The organism is Microbacterium sp. APC 3901, from assembly GCF_030407765.1.
Classification (GTDB): domain Bacteria; phylum Actinomycetota; class Actinomycetes; order Actinomycetales; family Microbacteriaceae; genus Microbacterium.
This window is the reverse complement of record NZ_JASDCU010000009.1, coordinates 144,667-161,085: the sequence shown is the minus strand read 5'-3', so window position 1 is coordinate 161,085 and position 16,419 is coordinate 144,667. Positions and strand designations below refer to the sequence as shown.

The window sequence follows — 16,419 nt, the reverse complement described above, 5'->3', positions numbered from 1 at the left end:
CACAGCTCAGGGGGGCGTAACGCCCGAGATCAGACGTAGCGCGGTGCGGTTCCGGTCGCGCGCTCGATCAGCCGCTGCACCATGTCGTCGGAGGTGGTGTTCTCGCCCGGCAGATTGGGTTTTCCCGTGCCGTGGTAGTCACTCGAGCCGGTGATGATCAGGTCGTGCTTCGCCGCGATCGCATGCAACGCCTTCTTGCCCGCCGTGGTGTTCTCACGGTGGTCGATCTCGAAACCGCCCAAGCCCGCGTCGATCAGCCGTTCGATGAACTGCAGCGGCACCATGTGGTCGCGGCCGATCGTCGCGGGGTGTGCGATGATCGCCACTCCTCCGGCGTCCGTGATCAGACGCACCGCGGTCAGTGGGTCCGGGGCGTAATGCGGTTCGTAGTAGCCCTCGCGCGGGTGCAGGATCCCGTCGAACGCCTCGGTGCGATCACGCACGATCCCCCGAGCGACGAGAGCGTCGGCGATGTGCGGACGGCCGACCGTCGCATCCAGGGTGGTCTGGGCGAGCACGTCGTCCCAGTCGAGGTCGTAGTCGCGACCGATGCTGCGCACGATCCGCTCGGCTCTGCCGATCCGATCCCCTCGGATCCGGTCGGTCTCGGCTCTGAGCTCCTCGTCGAGCGGATCGAACAGATAGCCCAGCACGTGCACGCTGCGCCATTCGTGCTTCGCCGAGAGCTCCATGCCGGGGATGAACGTCATGCCGAGCTCGGCAGTCGCCGCCGCCGCCTCGTCCCACCCCGTGGTGCGGTCATGATCGGTCAGCGCCATCGTGCGCACCCCGAACCGCTGCGCCTGACGCACGACCTCGGCGGGCGCCTCCGTGCCGTCCGAATGGTTGGAGTGCATGTGCAGGTCGGACGGACCGGCGAAACGACGGGAGCGAGCGGAGGCCATGCTCCGAGCGTACCGACGACAGCCGACGACGGTCGCGCATGTCCGTCGCTCTAGGGACTTCACAGCGAGGACTTCTAGGCTGGAGGGGATGTTTCGACTACTGGGGATCCTCGTTACCGTGCTGTTCGCGATCGCGACGGCAGTCATGGTGTGGCCGCAGTTCTTCCGCCTCGAGCAGACCTTCCCGTTCGCTCAGATCGTCGCCGCTCGCGGAGTCGTGCTCGCAGCACTCCTCATCATCGCTGCGCTGTCGCTCCTGCTCCTCCTCGCCAAGCCGTTGCGTGGCTTCGCGGCGTCGATCCTGATCGTCGCACTGCTCGGGGCCGCGGCGACGGGAGCCATCGGCTTCCTGCGCGGGTTCGGTGCAGACACGCTCCCCGCCCCCACCGATTCGAGCCTTCGGGTGCTCACCTGGAACACCGCCGGCGATGCGGTGTCAGCCGAGGAGATCGCCCGGGAGATCCTCGATCGAGGCGCCGACATCGTCGCGCTCCCCGAGACCACGGAAGAGGTCGGCGAGCAGGTCGCTGTGCTGCTGCGTGATCAGGACCACCCGATGTGGGTGCACCACGTGCAGTTCCAACCCGACGTCGTCGACGGCCCGAAGTCGTGGCATACGACCGTCCTGGTCTCCCCCGACCTCGGCGAGTACTCCGTGATCGCGTCGTCGGAGGACGGCTCGAACAACACCGGCTCGGTGCCCAGTGCGGTGCTGATGCCGGTCGATGGCGAGGGCCCGACGATCGTCGCCGTGCACGCCGTCGCACCGCGGGTGGACGATATGGCGCAGTGGCAGAGCGATCTGCGCTGGATCGCGGACCAGTGCCCTGCCGGCGACTTCATCCTCGCCGGAGATTTCAACGCGACGATCGACCACATGGCCGGACTCGGCGTCGACGGCGGCGACATGGGCTACTGCCGCGACGCAGCCACCCGATCGGGCAACGGCCTGAGCGGCACCTGGCCGAGCTCGCTGCCGGCACTGTTGAGCACGCCGATCGACCACGTGATGGCATCGCCCAGCTGGACCACGACCGGATCGGTCGTGATCGGCGGCGGCGGTGGCAGCGATCATCGCGGCCTCGTCGTGCAGCTCGAACCCGCAGGCTGACATCCCGCAGTCGTCACGCAGGTGACAGACTGGAGGGATGAGCACCGCAGAACGCGACACGATCGCAGAGCCCACCACAGAGACCCCCGTCGAAGCCACGACCACGAACCGGAAGCAGCCCTTCCCGCGCGGATTCCTCGACACGATCTCGACCGGATGGGCAGAGCGACCCGAGTCGATCCCCGCGCCCCGCGCACAGGCGCCGTTCGCCGCTGTGCGCCGCGCCGCCGTCTCTGCCGCGTTCCCCGGCAAGCGTCTGGTGATTCCGGCCGGCTCGCTCAAGCAGCGCAGCAACGACACCGACTACCCCTACCGCGCCCACTCCGCCTTCGCGCACCTGACCGGGTGGGCATCGGATGCCGAGCCCGACTCGATCCTCGTGTTCGAGCCGACCGATTCGGGACACGACGTGACGCTGTACTTCCGAGAGCGAGCTGACCGCACGACGACCGAGTTCTACGCAGATGCCACCGTCGGCGAGTTCTGGATCGGCCCTCGCCCTTCGCTCGCAGGCGTCGCGGCAGACCTCGACGTGGCGACAGACCACCTCGAAGGATTCTCGAACATCGAGGGCGAGCTCGTGCTCGAAGAGGACGATGACCTCACCCGCTTCGTGTCCGAGCTGCGCCTCGTCAAGGACGAGTACGAGATCGCCGAGATGCGCCGAGCCGTCGACATCACCGCGAAGGGTTTCGAGGACGTCATCCGTGCGCTTCCCGAGGCGATCTCGCACGCCCGAGGCGAGCGGGTCGTCGAGGGCGTCTTCCATCGCCGCGCTCGCGAAGACGGCAACGGCGAGGGCTACGACACGATCGCCGCATCCGGTCCCCACGCCTGCTACCTGCACTGGACCCGCAACGACGGATCCGTCGTGCCCGGAGACCTGATCCTCGTGGATGCCGGTGTCGAGGCAGACAGCCTGTACACCGCGGACATCACCCGCACTCTGCCGGTGTCCGGCACCTTCACCGAGGTGCAGCGCCGGGTGTACGAGACGGTGCGCGAGGCTGCGGATGCCGCGTTCGCCGCCGCACGGATCGGCGTGCGCTTCCGCGAGGTGCACGAGGCCGCCATGCGCGTGATCGCCGCCCGTGTCGCCGAGTGGGGGCTGCTCCCCGTGACCGCGCAGGAGGCACTGGATGCGGATGCCGGCGGACAGCACCGTCGCTACATGGTGCACGGCACGTCGCACCATCTGGGCATCGATGTGCACGACTGCGCTCAGGCCCGTCGGGAGATGTACTACGACGGCATCCTCACCCCCGGCATGGTGTTCACGATCGAGCCCGGCCTCTACTTCCAGATCGACGACCTCACCGTGCCCGCGGAATACCGCGGCATCGGAGTGCGCATCGAAGACGACATCCTGATGACGCAGGACGGTCCGGTCAATCTGTCGGCCGACATCCCGCGCACCGCCGACGAGGTCGAGGCCTGGATCGCTCGCGTCCAGAGCTGAACCCGCTGCATGCACGAAGACCCACTCGTGCTCACCGAGGAGACCGCTGCGCGATCGATCGCGCAGCGGTCTGCGGCGCTCGCCCACCTGCCGATCGAGCGCGTACACACCACGGGCACCGTGAACACGATCGTCCGAGTCGGCGACGACGTCACGGCTCGGTTCCCCCTCGTCACAGAATCGGCAGAGAACCCGCCGCCGAGGCTGCGGCGATGGAGCTACGCGGGCGGATCCGCGACGATCTCGACCTTGAATCCCTGGTCGTTCTCGACCCACCCGGCATAGTGATCCGGCCCGCCGGCATGCGGGTACCGGTCCTTGTACAGCGGACGCCACCCCTGTGTCTCGGCGTCGCTGATGATCGCGTCGACCTCTGCACGGGCGCCACCCCAGAAAGCCAGGTGATTCATCCCGGCGCGACGGCGGTCGTGCTCGGTGCCTGTGAGATTCGGGGACGTCGTCACGGTCACGTACGCGCCCTCCGCCGACCAGGTGCGCCCACCTGGCCACTCGCCGGTGAGCTCGAGACCGAGCCTTTCCAGCAGCCAGCCCCAGCTGACCGAGGCTCGATCGATGTCGGGCACCCAGATCTCGACGTGGTGCAGGCCCTTCACGAGTGCCGCACGAAGTCCGCGATGAACGGGGCGAGCGACGCGCCGATCTCGGATGCGGGGCACTTGCGCCCCTTCACCTCGAAGGTGTGACCGCCGCCTTCGATCCAGACGACCCGCGCGTCCTGACAGGTCGAGACGACCTCCTCGAACTGCGTCACAGGCTGGATGAACGGATCGTTCGTGCCCTCGATGAACAGCTGGGGAATGCTGATGGCCGGAAGGTGCTCGGCCCGAGGCTTCTCCGGCTTGCCCGGCGCGTGCAGCGGGTATCCCAAGTACGCGAGCCCGTCGACGGAGAGCCCCTGTGCGACAGCCATGGATGCCATCCGACCGCCGTATGACTTGCCGGTCGCCCAGATCGCCGCAGCCGGGTCCTGCTCGCGCGCGAAGGCGACCACCGCGTTCCAGGTCGCGATCGCGTGCGTCGCCGGCCCCGGCATCCTGCGCCCTTGCTCGACGTACGGAAAGTTGAAGCGCAGCGTCGCATGTCCGAGGGAGGCGAGCTCTTCGGCGAAGCCGGTGAGGAAGGGGTGGTCTTTGCCGGTGCCCGCGCCGTGCGCGATGATCACGGTCGATCCGCTGTCCCCTGCCGACCAGTCAGCCGAGACTGCGGTAGGTCCGGTGGGCAGATCGACGATGACCTCGACCATCAGGCGCGCAGGTAGGGAATCGCGAACGGTACGCGCATGACCTTGCCGCTCGACGCCTTGACCATGCCCATGATGACCAGGACGACGTGGAAGAGCGACAGCGCGAAGTAGATCGTGATCGGAATGCCGATGGGGTAGAAACCGCTCGACGGAGAATCGGCGGTGAGCGAGAACAGGATCACGAAGTGCGAGATGAGCAGAACCGTCGACACGAGCAGATACGTCAGGCCCCAGTTCGCGGCCGCCCGAGCGTTCTCACCGGCCACGCCTCCGAACCGACGAGACGATCCGCCGCTGACGGCCATGGCGATCCCTGAGGCGAGTCCGCCCACGAAGGGGAACGGCACCAGGATCAGGAGGCCGAGCGCCCACGGGAGCAGGCCGCGCGGTGGCACGGCTGCCGGATAGGTGCCGACGGGATAGCCCTGTGCCGGATAGCCCTGTGCCGGATGGCCCTGTGCCGGATAGCCCTGAAGCGGCGTCTGGGGCGGGGCGTATCCGACCGGCTGCGGAGGCGCCGGAGTCTGACCAGGAGCCACCGGCGGAACGTATCCCGGAGACTGCGGCGGGGGCTGCTGCGCAGAGCCTGGAGACTGCGGCGGGGCATAACCGTACACCGGAGCCTGCGGCGGACCGTAGCCGTACTCGGGCGCTAACGGCACCTCCCCCTGCGCGGAAGGCGCGGGAGGCGCGGGAGGAACGGGAGGAACCGCGGGGTGCACGGGCGTCGCGGAGGAGTCGGTCTCGCGCTGTTCGTCGGACATCAGACGGTTCCCGCCGAGGTGGGCGGAAGACCGGGCTTGCCAGGGTCGGGCGTGTCGATCGGAGGCGCGGCGGGAGGCGCGGTCGGATCCGCGGGGCGCGGCGGAACTGTCGGCTCTTCCGAAGGCGCCTCTGGGCCGCCGAGCGGCGGGGTCGGCCCGCCAGTCGGATCTTCTGGCGAGACGGGAGGTGCTGCCGGAGGCGCGGGAGCAGGAGCGGGCTGGCCACCGGGAGCGATGCGCTCGCCGTACCTCGGCGGCTCGTTCAGATCGACGGGCGCACGCACCGGTGCGGGGGTGGCCGCCCCCAGGGCGAGACGCGCCTTAGCGAGCGACGTCGCCTGCACTCGCACCTCGTAGTGGTCAGCGGCGAACTGCGTGACGCTCGCGAAGTCGCGGCGTCGGCGCACGATCGCGTACGTCACGAGGCTGAGGAGCATTCCGAGCGCGACGCCGATGAAGACGAACCCGACGAAGAGCTGGATCGGCACCTCGGGGTTGCCGATCACGAGGATCGCGGAGAGGAAGAGGCCGATGAGCACTCCGTTGATCGCTCCTGATCGTGCTGCGGCGGCATAGCCGAGTCGCCCCGTGATGCGCTCGACGGTCCGGACACTCTGCCCGATGATCGCGATGTCTCGGGCCGGCACCTCCTGGGCGATCAGTTTCGACACCGTCTTCTGGGCGCCTTCGTAATCGCGGGTCGAGGCGACGATCTCGCCCTCATCGCGGCTGTCAGCTGGACGGTTCAGCATGCTCATCCCGCCATTGTTCCATGCCTTGTGGTGACAGGGCCGGGAGTGTGTCCCGTCGCGGCCCCGCCGAGGGCCGCGGAAGGACCCCGCGCACTACGCTGGACGAGTGAGCACACAACGGGTATTCGCCGCGCGCCTGGCAGGCTGCGCCGTCTTCGATCCCGTGGGCGACCGGCTCGGCAAAGTCCGAGATGTCGTCATCGTGTACCGAAGTACGGCTGCTCCACGCGTCATCGGCCTCGTTGTCGAGATCCCCGGGCGGCGGCACGTCTTCCTGTCGATAGGCCGGGTGACGTCGATCCGTGCGGGCCAGGTCATCAGCACCGGACTCATCAACGTTCGCCGCTTCTCCCCCCGGGCCGGCGAGGTGAGGGTTCTCGCAGAGCTCCTCGGTCGACGTGTCAACCTCGTCGACGGCACCGGCACGGCTGTCATCGAAGATGTCGCCATCGAGCCGAACCGCCTGGGCGAATGGGCCGTCAGCCAGCTCTTCCTCCGTCGGCCCAAGACCAGCGCGTCTCCCTTCGCCAAGGGTCCGACGACCTTCGCCGCTTGGAGCGAGGTCGCCGAGCAGCACTCGCCCGGCGAGTCGCAATCGGCCGAACAGCTCGTCGCCTCGTACTCCGAACTGCACGCCGCCGACCTCGCGAACACTCTGCTCGATCTGCCGCAGCAGCGGATGATCGAAGTCGCAGAGGAACTCTCCGATGATCGCCTCGCCGACGCTCTCGAAGAGATGCCCGAGGACGAGCAGGTGCACATCCTCGACCGGCTCGGCGACGAGCGAGCCGCCGACATCCTCGACCAGATGGAGCCGGACGACGCCGCGGATCTCCTCGCCCAGCTGCCGCCCAATCGCCTCGAGCAACTGCTCGAGCTGATGGAACCGGAGGAGGCCGAGGACGTCAGGATGCTGCTGCGCTACGGCCCCGACACGGCCGGTGGTCTCATGACCCCCGAGCCGATCATCCTCTCCGCCGACGCCACCGTGGCCGAGGCGCTGGCGCTCATCAGACGTCACGAGCTGCACCCCGCCCTCGCCGCAGCCGTGTTCGTGACACTGCCGCCCTTCGAGACTCCGACAGGCAGACTGCTCGGCATGGTGCACTTCCAGCGGATGCTGCGCTACCCGCCGCACGAGCGTCTCGGCGCGATCATGGACGACAGTCTCGACCCGGTGCGCGTCACCGCATCGGCGGCCGAGGTGGCCAGGATGCTCGCGAGCTACGACCTGGTCTCGCTACCGGTGATCGACGCCGCCCATCGCCTGGTCGGCGCGATCAGCATCGACGACGTCCTCGACTATCTGCTGCCCGACGACTGGCGCACGCATGACAGCGACGAGCCGTCGGTCCCGAAGGAGGTGCGCTGATGCCCCGCTCCCGCTCTCGCTCCCCCCAGCTCGACGCCCCGCTGGGTCGCGGCACCCCTCGGCAGCGGCCCACGTCACGCGACCGCTTCGGCCGGTTCACGGAATGGGTCGCCCGGGCCATGGGCACCCCGGCATTCCTGCTCATCCTCACGCTGTTCTGCGTGCTCTGGATCTGCTGGAACACCCTGCTGCCCGACCACCTGCGATTCGACGACGCCGCGCTCGGCTTCACCGCCCTCACCCTCATGCTCTCGCTGCAGGCGTCGTACGCGGCCCCTCTGATCCTCCTCGCGCAGAACCGTCAGGACGATCGGGACCGCGTGCAGATCGAGCAGGATCGCCAGCGGGCCGAGCGCAACCTCGCCGACACCGAGTACCTCGCGCGCGAGATCGTCGCACTGCGGATGTCGCTCGAAGAGCGCAACAATCAGGTCGTGACCCGCGATGTGCTGCGCCACGAACTCAAGTCGCTGCTCGCCGAGCTCGGAGAGCAGGACGACGAGGCAGCCGAGCGACGCCCCCGCGGTCGCTCCACGTCATCATGAGCGCAGCCGACTCCGTCCGAGCGGCCGTCGCCGCTGTCACCGACCCCGAGTTGCGACGCCCCATCGGCGACCTCGACATGGTCAGGGAGATCAGCGTCGATGGAGCACACGCGCGCGTCGCGATCGTGCTGACGATCGTCGGCTGTCCTGCAGCGGCTCGCATCGAATCCGATGTCCGCACCGCAGCCGCTTCGGTGCCCGGCATCGCCGAGGTGGACGTCGAGGTCGGCGTGATGACTCCGTCCGAGCGCAAGGCGCTCACCGAGAAGCTCCGTGACGGGCGACCTCCTCGCCAGATGCCCTTCGGCCCGGACTCCCTCACCCGGGTGATCCTGGTCTCGAGCGGCAAGGGCGGCGTGGGCAAGTCCACCGTGACGGCGAACCTCGCCGTGGCGCTCGCCGCTCAGGGGCTCTCGGTCGGTCTCGTCGACGCCGATGTACACGGCTTCTCGATCCCGGGGCTCCTCGGCATCCCCGCCGGCACGCAGCCCACGCGCATCGATGACCTCATGCTTCCGCCGGTCGCCCACGGCGTGAAGACCATCTCGATCGGCATGTTCCTCCGAGACGGCGAAGCGGTGGTCGCCTGGCGCGGACCGATGCTGCACCGCACCGTGCAGCAGTTCCTGACAGACGTGTTCTTCGGCGACCTCGACATCCTGCTGATCGACATGCCTCCCGGCACCGGCGACATCGCCATCTCGATCGGGCAGCTGCTGCCCCACGCCGAGGTGCTCGTCGTCACGACGCCGCAGGCGGCAGCATCCGACGTGGCGATCCGCAGCGGACTGGTCGCCCGCCAGACCGGGCAGCGGGTGATCGGCGTGGTCGAGAACATGGGCGCCCTCACTCTTCCGGACGGGACCGTGGTCGATCTGTTCGGCTCCGGGGGCGGCGCTGCCGTGGCCAGCGCGCTGTCGGAGACGCAGTCCGTGCCGCTGCTCGCATCGATCCCTCTCAGTCCTGCGCTGCGGACCGGAGGCGACGAAGGGGTGCCTGTGGTGCTCAGCGCCCCCGGGGATGCGGCCGCCGTCGCGATCCGGGACCTCGCAGCGTCCCTCGCGACCCAGGGGCGAGGCCTCGCCGGCCGATCGCTCCCCATGACACTGGGCTAGCACGGTCGTGGCTCTCACCGTCGACGAACAGCTGCTGCGGGGCATGGCACGCGACGCCGCGATCTACGCCCTCACCCGCCCCGTCGCGATCGTGATGTGGATCGCCCTCCTCGCGGCATTCGTCGTCAGCATCCTCAACCTCACCGCCACGGACGGTGCCCGGGGGCTCTCCGGGCTGCTGCCCGTCGCGAGTGTCGCCCTCATGGTCTACGCGGTGGTCATGACGGTCGCCGGCGCCAGACGCGCCGTTCGGGCCGCCACTCCTCCCGGCAGCACCGTGTGGCTTCGGCTCGACGACACCGCTCTGCATGTCGGCGCCGGCAGCCGATCGTCGGACATCTCCTACAGCACCTTCCAGAGCGTGCGCGCCGGCAGACATGCCGTGCTCTTCAAGCTTCGAGATGCGTCTGCGATCACGGCAGTCCCGCGTGCCCTCTTGACCGACGACGACATCGGGACGCTGCGGTCCAGAATCGGCTGACCGCGCTCAGGTGGGGTACGACCTCAGAGATACCGCTGGCCCAGATGCCCACTCGCGCCCCGGCGTCGAGGTCGACGGCCGTCGTCCTCCCGATCGGAACGTCGTCCGCGTCACGTGGCTTCGGGATCGAACGGCGGCGGACTCGCGACGGAGAACTCCGGTCGCACCCTCGGAGTCCGCGCGGGCTTCACCGTCGGCTCGGCGACGACCGCGTCCGCCCTGGCCGGCCCGGGTGCCGCATCGTCTTCGAAGAGCGCGTCCCGGATGATGCGTCTGGGATCGTACTGCCGAGGATCGAGCTTGCGCCAGTCGACGTCGTCGATGTCGGGACCCATCTCGTCGCGGACGCGCGATTTGGTGTCGCGGAGGAACTCACCGGCACGCCGAGCGAGCTTCGCGACGCTCTCGGCGTAGCGGGGCAGCCGCTCCGGTCCGATGAGCAGCGCAGCGATCAGACCGATGAGCAGCAGCTTCTCGAAGGTGATCCCGAACTGCATGTGTCCAGGCTACCGCCGCGCCTGCCCTTGTGCCGCGCACCGAGCGCATACGCTGGGGGAACACATATCTCAGTCGGGAGAATCAGTCAATGAGCGAGAACGATGCGAACGCACGTTTCATCCGCGAGTCGATCGTGGAGCCTTCGCCGATCGCCCGCGCGCGTGCGCACGCCATCGAACTCGGCGCGTCGCCGATCAGCGCGGCCGTCGGCTCGCAGATCGCCGTGCTGGCCGCCGCGACAGGCGCCAGGTCGATCGTCGAGATCGGCACCGGAGCCGGCGTCTCAGGCCTCTGGCTGCTGCGAGGGGCACCGCAGGCCGTGCTGACCTCGATCGACAACGAACCGGAGCACCTGGCTGCGGCGCGTCAGGCGTTCTCCGACGCTCGGGTCCCTGCGACGAAGGCTCGTTTCATCACCGGTCGCGCCGCCGACGTGCTTCCGCGCATGAACGAAGCGTCCTACGACATCGTGCTCGTCGATGCAGACCCGGAGAACGTCATCGACTACGTCGAGCACGGGCTGCGGTTGGTGCGTACCGGCGGAATGGTCCTGGTCCCCCGGATTCTCGGTGGCGGCCGCGTGGCCGACCCGGTGCAGCGCGACGAGGTGACCTCGGCCTATCGTTCACTCGTGCAGGAGACCCAGGAGTCGTCCGCGGTGCTGGCGACCGTGTCGACCTCCGGCGAGGGCCTGCTGCAGCTGATCAGCGTCGGCGAGGCCTGAGCGCCGACATCCCGCACAGACGGAAGAGGGCGACGGATCGATGATCCGTCGCCCTCTTCGTGAATCCGCGTGCGCGGACTCGAGTTCTCTCAGGCGGGCTTCACGACGGCTGCCAGCACGTCGTGGAGTTCCTTCGCCTCTGCGTCGTTCACGGAGACGACCAGACGGCCGCCTCCTTCGAGCGGGACGCGCACGATGATGAGTCGTCCTTCTTTTACGGCCTCCATGGGTCCGTCTCCGGTCCTCGGCTTCATCGCTGCCATCGTGGGCTCCTTTTCCTCCGGTGGTATGCGATCAGTTTATCGGGTGTTACCGGAACCTGGACGTACCCTATGAAGAAATGCATCAAGCCTTAACATTCACGGCACCTGCCAGAACGTGTTCCCCAGGGCGTAGATGTGGTGGATCCAGAGCCACTGACCCAGCAGGCACGCCACCAGGACCCCGAGCCGCCAGACGCGCGAGCGCGGCACGGCGAGTGCGCCCCAGGCAGGGCTCAACGGCAGTAGCAGCCGGAACGTACTCGACTGGGGGAAGAAGACGGCGAGCAAGTAGAGCAGGTAGCTCGCGCTCCAGAGTCTGAGATCGGGACCGAGAGCCCGCACTTGGGGCAGGTAGAGAAGGGCGGCGCCCGTCGCCACGACGAGGAGTGCCAGAGCGACCGGGCCCCCCGCGTCAGGAAGCCCCCACTGGGCGAACCAGAATTGGGACGCCTGGATCCAGCCTTCGAACGGCACGAATCCGTCGACGCCGCCGACGAGCCAGTTCCTGCGCCATGCGAGCTCGGTCGCGAGGTACGCGCCGGGGTCTCCGGTGACGAGGCCGGCGATGACCTGCCACGAGAAGCCGGCGATCGTGGCGAGCGCGCCGAGCGTCACGATGTGCACGATCTCTCGCGGGGCGAGCGGGTCCTCTCTGCGGTGCCACCAGCGGAGGATGCCGTGCAGACCGAGGTAGAGAGCGAACGCGAGGATCCCCGGTCGCGTGAAAGCCATCACGGGGATGAGCAGATAGAGCCAGACGTAGTTCCTGCGCACCGTGGCGTCGAGCGCCAGAAAGAGCAGCAGAAGGAACAGCGTCTCGGCGTACCCGATCTGGAACATCGCCGCGATCGGACCGGAGGCGAAGAACACCACCGACCACATCGTCGCCCGCGCGCCGATGCGATCGCGCAGCAGTCGGTGCAGCCCGAGACAGGCGAAGTAACCGGCCACGAACGACAGCAGGAGAGCGCCCGCCCCCCACGAGCCGAAGGCGAAACCGACCGCCTTGGCGGCGAAGGCGAACACCGGCATGAACGCCCAGGCGTTCTCTGCGACCTCACCGGATTCAGTGAGGGGAAGAGAGGAGGGATACCCCTCTTCGGCGACGAGCCAGTACCACTGCGCGTCCCACCCGACGATGAAGTCCGCGAGCCCCGGCTCTACCCCGAACCTCGACAGGGACGTCGACTGGGTGGCCGCCGCGATCATCATCGCCGTCGTCACGGCGCGGGCAGCGAGGTAGATCACGGCGACCCGCAGCGCCAGCGGCGCCCTCGCCCATCGGCGGGTGGCGGTCAGCGCGAACTGAGCCATGCGCGCAGTCCTCGCTCGACGGCGTCGATCTGCGCGAGCGGAACCCGCTCCTCGTCGTGGTGCGCGAGGTGCGGGTCTCCCGGTCCGTAGTTCACGGCGGGGATGCCGAGTGCAGAGAAGCGTGCGACGTCGGTCCATCCGTACTTGGGGCGCGGCTCGGCGCCGACGGCAGCCACGAAGTCCCGGGCGATCGGCGCATCGAGACCTGGCCTCGCACCCTCGGCGGCATCGGTGATCTCGACGTCGAAGCCGGCCAGGAGGTTGCGGATGTGCGCTTCCGCATCCGCCGCAGACTTGCTCGGAGCGAACCGGTAGTTCACCTCGACCTCGCAGGCATCGGGTATCACGTTGCCCGCGACTCCTCCTGTGATCCGGACGGCGCTCATGCTCTCGCGATAGAGCAGCCCGTCGACCGCGATCTCCTTCGCGCGATACTCGGCAAGCCGCGCGAGGATCGGGGCGGCCCGATGGATGGCGTTCTCGCCGATCCAGGCGCGAGCGGCGTGGGCGCGGACGCCGCTCGTGCGCACGATCGCACGCATCGTGCCGTTGCATCCGCCCTCGACCTCACCGTTCGACGGCTCGCCGAGGATGGCGAAGTCGGCCCGGAAGAGATCCGGCCGCACCGCAGCGAGAAGCGCCAGCCCGTTCTTCGATGCCTCCACCTCTTCGTTGTCGTACCACATCCAGGTGATGTCGACCGAGGGCTCCGTGAGCTCCGCGGCGAGCTTCAGCTGCACCGCGGTACCGCTCTTCATGTCGACGGTTCCGCGCCCCCAGAGGTGCTCGACACCGTCGATCTCGACGTCCTTCGTCGGCACGTTGGCGTTGATCGGCACGGTGTCGATGTGTCCGGCGATCGCGACGCGCTGCGCTCGTCCGAGATCAGTGCGCGCCACGATCGTGTTGCCGTGACGGATCACCTCGAGATGGGGATACGCGGAGATCGCCTGCTCGATGGCATCCGCAAGGGCCTTCTCGTCACCCGACACGCTCGGGATGTCGCAGATCGCACGGGTCAGGTCGACGGAGGACGCGGTCAGATCGAGCATCATGCTCCCAGCCTACTTACCCCGACATCTGTGCGATCGTCCACGCCCGCTCGCGATACCGTGGAGGAATGACTGAGGCGCGCACCGTATGGGGTACCGGACTTTCGACGATCGCCGGCGACGGCACAGTTCTCGACGCGTGGTTCCCCGAGGTGCTCACCGCGGCTCCGTCGACCGAAGACGCCGCGGCTGCACTCGTCTCTCTCGACGATCTGACAGGTCCCGACGAGCGCCGCAACGTCACCGTCGAGACCGTGCAGCTGCACATCGATCTGGATGCCGCGCCCACGTCGACGGTCGACGCCTACCTGCGACTGCACGCGCTCTCGCACCTGGTCGTGCGACCGAACGAGCTCAACCTGGACGGCATCTTCGCCCACCTGCCGAACGTGGCCTGGACCAATGCCGGCCCCGTGCACCCGGCCGACGCCGCACGACTTCGCCCGCTGCTCCAGCGGGCGGGGATCCAGGTGCAGGGGCTCGACAAGTTCCCCAGACTCACCGATTACGTGCAGCCGTCGGGCGTGCGCATCGCTGACGCCTCACGCGTCCGCCTGGGCGCCCACCTCTCCCCCGGTACGACCGTGATGCATGAGGGCTTCGTGAACTTCAACGCGGGCACCCTCGGTGCCTCGATGGTCGAGGGACGCATCTCTCAGGGGGTCGTGGTCGGCGACGGCAGCGACATCGGCGGTGGCTCGTCGATCATGGGCACGCTCTCGGGCGGCGGCTCACACCGTGTCTCCATCGGAGCCCGCACGCTGCTGGGCGCCAACGCGGGCATCGGCATCTCGCTCGGCGATGACTGCATCGTCGAAGCCGGGCTGTACGTGACGGCGGGCACCAAGATCGTGCTCCACGACGGCCCGGCGACCGCCGATGGCGGCAGGAAGACGGTCAAGGGTGCCGAGCTGTCAGGTCAGGATGGACTGCTGTTCCGCCGCAACTCGCTGAGCGGAGCAGTCGAGGCCGTGCGGCGCGCGGGTGTCGGCGTCACTCTCAATGAGGCGCTCCACGCCTGAGCGACGCGCTGAGCAGGAGCGCGTCCCAGGCTTCTCCCTCTGACGCGTGATACTGTCGAACCGACGATCCTCGCAATGCGAGACGTCTGCGTCGTCGACACGCTCCCGCGCCACTTGCCTGGTTCTGGCCATTTCGAACGGCGAAACGATGCGCGATCCCGCGCCGTCGCCCACCCTTCCGCACCCGGCCCCTTGGTACGTGCGTGCATTTCACGGAGATACCCCCTATGACTTCCTTCCTCGATCTCGGCGTGCCCGCCGACCTCGCCGCCGTCCTCACCAAGGACGGCAAGACCGAGGCGTTCGCAATCCAGCGCGACACGCTTCCCGACTCTCTCGCCGGTCGTGACCTCCTCGGCCGCGGCCGCACCGGCAGCGGCAAGACGATCGCCTTCGCGCTCCCCCTCGTCGCCCGCCTTTCCGCGTCTTCACGCAACAGCCGCCCTGGCCACCCGCGCGGTCTCGTGCTCGCCCCCACAAGGGAGCTCGCCACGCAGATCGCAGCGACCATCGCACCGCTCGCCGAGGCCAAGGGACTGCGCGTCACGACCGTCTTCGGCGGCGTGAGCCAGCGCCCGCAGGAGCAGGCGATGCGCAACGGCGTCGACATCGTCGTCGCGTGCCCCGGCCGCCTGGAAGACCTGATGAAGCAGCGGGTCGTGCAGCTCGACGCCGTCGAGGTCACCGTCCTCGATGAGGCCGATCACATGGCCGACCTCGGGTTCCTCCCGGGCGTCACCCGCATCCTCACCGCCACGCCGGCGGGCGGCCAGCGTCTGCTCTTCAGCGCCACCCTCGACCGCGGCATCGACACACTCGCCCGCCGCTTCCTCTCGAACGCCGTCAGCCATGAGGTCGACGAAGAGAGCGTCCCCGTCGGCGAGATGACCCACCGCGTGCTGGTCGTCGACTCGACCGACAACAAGACCGAGCTCGTACGCGAACTCGCGTCCGGCACCGGCCGCCGCATCCTCTTCACCCGCACGAAGCACCAGGCCAAGAAGCTCGCGAAGCAGCTCACCGCAGCCGGAATCCCGGCGGTCGACCTCCACGGCAACCTGTCGCAGAATGCGCGCGAGCGCAACCTCAGCGCCTTCTCGGCGGCCCCCGAAGCCGGTGGCGTCCGCGTTCTCGTCGCCACCGACGTCGCGGCACGCGGAGTGCACGTCGACAACGTCGATCTCGTCGTCCACGTCGACCCGCCGATGGAGCACAAGGCGTACCTGCACCGCTCGGGTCGCACCGCTCGTGCCGGAGCAGCGGGAACCGTCGTCACGGTGGTGCTCCCCGAGCAGCGCCGCGATGTGAAGGACCTCCTGCGCAAGGCAGCGATCAGCGCGGCCCTCGAGCCCGTCACGACGGCCGCCGTCAGCGAGCTGGTTCCCGAACGCGCCGCGCACGTGCGTCCTGCGCCCATCCAGCAGCAGCAGCAGCGCCAGGCACCCAAGCAGCGCCCGGCTGGTGGCGAGCGCAACTCCGCCGCCAACCCGCCGTCGCGTCGCAGCCGTCGACCCCGCTCGGGCCAGGGCGGCCAGGGTGCGCCGGCAGCGCAGGCCGGTTCACGACAGGGCGGATCCCGCCAGGGCGGTCAGTCTCGCAGCCAGGGCGGCCGCGGTTGGAGCTCGCAGGGCCGCTGACACCAGCTGTCGTAGAGGCGGGTGCGTCGATGCTCAGGCATCGCCGCACCCGCCTCTTTCTGCGTCCTGCCGCCGAACCCGGGATGTGGAGGGCGGCGTGATCAGCACCCCACCGTCGCCGCGATCGGTGAAGTACCAGCG

The 16,419-nt window shown here is 68.6% G+C and carries 18 protein-coding genes; 9 read left to right on the top strand and 9 right to left on the bottom strand.

Features of this window, described 5'->3' with window-relative positions; all coding sequences use genetic code 11:
- Positions 1–29: 29 nt before the first annotated feature.
- A complete protein-coding gene (locus QMA07_RS10420; RefSeq protein ID WP_290161572.1) occupies positions 30–905 on the bottom strand; it encodes a PHP domain-containing protein in 876 nt (291 codons plus the stop codon).
- Positions 906–993: 88 nt separating this feature from the next.
- Here QMA07_RS10420 and QMA07_RS10415 point away from each other — a divergent pair, with 88 nt between their 5' ends.
- Entirely contained in the window at positions 994–2,016 is a 1,023-nt protein-coding gene (locus QMA07_RS10415; RefSeq protein ID WP_290161570.1) for an endonuclease/exonuclease/phosphatase family protein, read from the top strand.
- 37 nt (positions 2,017–2,053) lie between these two features.
- Positions 2,054–3,475, top strand: a complete 1,422-nt coding sequence (locus QMA07_RS10410; protein ID WP_290161569.1) for an aminopeptidase P family protein — start codon at positions 2,054–2,056, stop codon at positions 3,473–3,475.
- 218 nt (positions 3,476–3,693) lie between these two features.
- Here the strand turns inward: QMA07_RS10410 and QMA07_RS10405 are convergent, their stop codons facing one another.
- From QMA07_RS10405 to QMA07_RS10390, 4 genes are all read right to left on the bottom strand, one after another.
- On the bottom strand, positions 3,694–4,089 hold the full coding sequence (locus QMA07_RS10405; protein WP_290161567.1) for a VOC family protein: 396 nt from the start codon (positions 4,087–4,089) through the stop codon (positions 3,694–3,696).
- On the bottom strand, positions 4,086–4,739 hold the full coding sequence (locus tag QMA07_RS10400; protein WP_290161565.1) for an alpha/beta family hydrolase: 654 nt from the start codon (positions 4,737–4,739) through the stop codon (positions 4,086–4,088). The genes QMA07_RS10405 and QMA07_RS10400 overlap by 4 nt, the downstream gene beginning before the upstream one ends.
- Positions 4,739–5,278 (bottom strand): DUF4870 domain-containing protein, encoded by a 540-nt coding sequence (locus tag QMA07_RS10395; protein ID WP_290161564.1) that lies wholly within the window; start codon positions 5,276–5,278, stop codon positions 4,739–4,741. Before QMA07_RS10395 ends, QMA07_RS10400 begins: the two co-directional genes overlap by 1 nt.
- Before the next feature lie 224 nt (positions 5,279–5,502).
- Positions 5,503–6,261: a general stress protein gene (locus QMA07_RS10390; protein WP_290161562.1), complete on the bottom strand. Its 759-nt coding sequence runs from the start codon at positions 6,259–6,261 to the stop codon at positions 5,503–5,505.
- Between the two features lie 100 nt (positions 6,262–6,361).
- On the opposite strand from QMA07_RS10390, the gene QMA07_RS10385 reads away from it, so the two are divergent.
- The 4 genes from QMA07_RS10385 to QMA07_RS10370 are packed head-to-tail and all read left to right on the top strand — an operon-like array spanning position 6,362 to position 9,768.
- Positions 6,362–7,627, top strand: coding sequence for a CBS domain-containing protein (locus QMA07_RS10385; RefSeq protein ID WP_290161560.1), 1,266 nt, complete (start codon positions 6,362–6,364; stop codon positions 7,625–7,627).
- A complete protein-coding gene (locus QMA07_RS10380; protein WP_290161558.1) occupies positions 7,627–8,172 on the top strand; it encodes a DUF1003 domain-containing protein in 546 nt (181 codons plus the stop codon). Before QMA07_RS10385 ends, QMA07_RS10380 begins: the two co-directional genes overlap by 1 nt.
- The gene (locus tag QMA07_RS10375) at positions 8,169–9,287 is read left to right on the top strand and encodes an Mrp/NBP35 family ATP-binding protein (RefSeq protein WP_290161556.1); all 1,119 of its coding nucleotides are present in this window, start codon (positions 8,169–8,171) and stop codon (positions 9,285–9,287) included. The genes QMA07_RS10380 and QMA07_RS10375 overlap by 4 nt, the downstream gene beginning before the upstream one ends.
- Before the next feature lie 7 nt (positions 9,288–9,294).
- Positions 9,295–9,768, top strand: coding sequence for a YcxB family protein (locus QMA07_RS10370; protein WP_290161554.1), 474 nt, complete (start codon positions 9,295–9,297; stop codon positions 9,766–9,768).
- Between the two features lie 110 nt (positions 9,769–9,878).
- Here the strand turns inward: QMA07_RS10370 and QMA07_RS10365 are convergent, their stop codons facing one another.
- Positions 9,879–10,265: a Sec-independent protein translocase TatB gene (locus tag QMA07_RS10365; RefSeq protein WP_290161552.1), complete on the bottom strand. Its 387-nt coding sequence runs from the start codon at positions 10,263–10,265 to the stop codon at positions 9,879–9,881.
- An 89-nt stretch (positions 10,266–10,354) separates the two neighbouring features.
- Here QMA07_RS10365 and QMA07_RS10360 point away from each other — a divergent pair, with 89 nt between their 5' ends.
- Positions 10,355–10,990, top strand: a complete 636-nt coding sequence (locus QMA07_RS10360; RefSeq protein ID WP_290161550.1) for a class I SAM-dependent methyltransferase — start codon at positions 10,355–10,357, stop codon at positions 10,988–10,990.
- A gap of 89 nt (positions 10,991–11,079) precedes the next feature.
- Here QMA07_RS10360 and QMA07_RS10355 read toward each other — a convergent pair whose 3' ends face one another.
- From QMA07_RS10355 to dapE, 3 genes are all read right to left on the bottom strand, one after another.
- Positions 11,080–11,253 carry a DUF3117 domain-containing protein gene (locus QMA07_RS10355; RefSeq protein WP_079112537.1) on the bottom strand — a complete coding sequence of 58 codons (174 nt, stop codon included), beginning with the start codon at positions 11,251–11,253 and terminating at the stop codon, positions 11,080–11,082.
- 96 nt (positions 11,254–11,349) lie between these two features.
- On the bottom strand, positions 11,350–12,567 hold the full coding sequence (locus QMA07_RS10350) for a hypothetical protein (protein ID WP_290161549.1): 1,218 nt from the start codon (positions 12,565–12,567) through the stop codon (positions 11,350–11,352).
- A complete protein-coding gene (gene dapE, locus QMA07_RS10345) occupies positions 12,549–13,622 on the bottom strand; it encodes a succinyl-diaminopimelate desuccinylase (protein ID WP_290161547.1) in 1,074 nt (357 codons plus the stop codon). Before dapE ends, QMA07_RS10350 begins: the two co-directional genes overlap by 19 nt.
- A gap of 65 nt (positions 13,623–13,687) precedes the next feature.
- Here dapE and dapD point away from each other — a divergent pair, with 65 nt between their 5' ends.
- Positions 13,688–14,641 (top strand): 2,3,4,5-tetrahydropyridine-2,6-dicarboxylate N-succinyltransferase, encoded by a 954-nt coding sequence (dapD, locus tag QMA07_RS10340; RefSeq protein WP_290161546.1) that lies wholly within the window; start codon positions 13,688–13,690, stop codon positions 14,639–14,641.
- A 227-nt stretch (positions 14,642–14,868) separates the two neighbouring features.
- Positions 14,869–16,278 carry a DEAD/DEAH box helicase gene (locus QMA07_RS10335; RefSeq protein ID WP_290161544.1) on the top strand — a complete coding sequence of 470 codons (1,410 nt, stop codon included), beginning with the start codon at positions 14,869–14,871 and terminating at the stop codon, positions 16,276–16,278.
- Positions 16,279–16,419 lie beyond the last annotated feature (141 nt).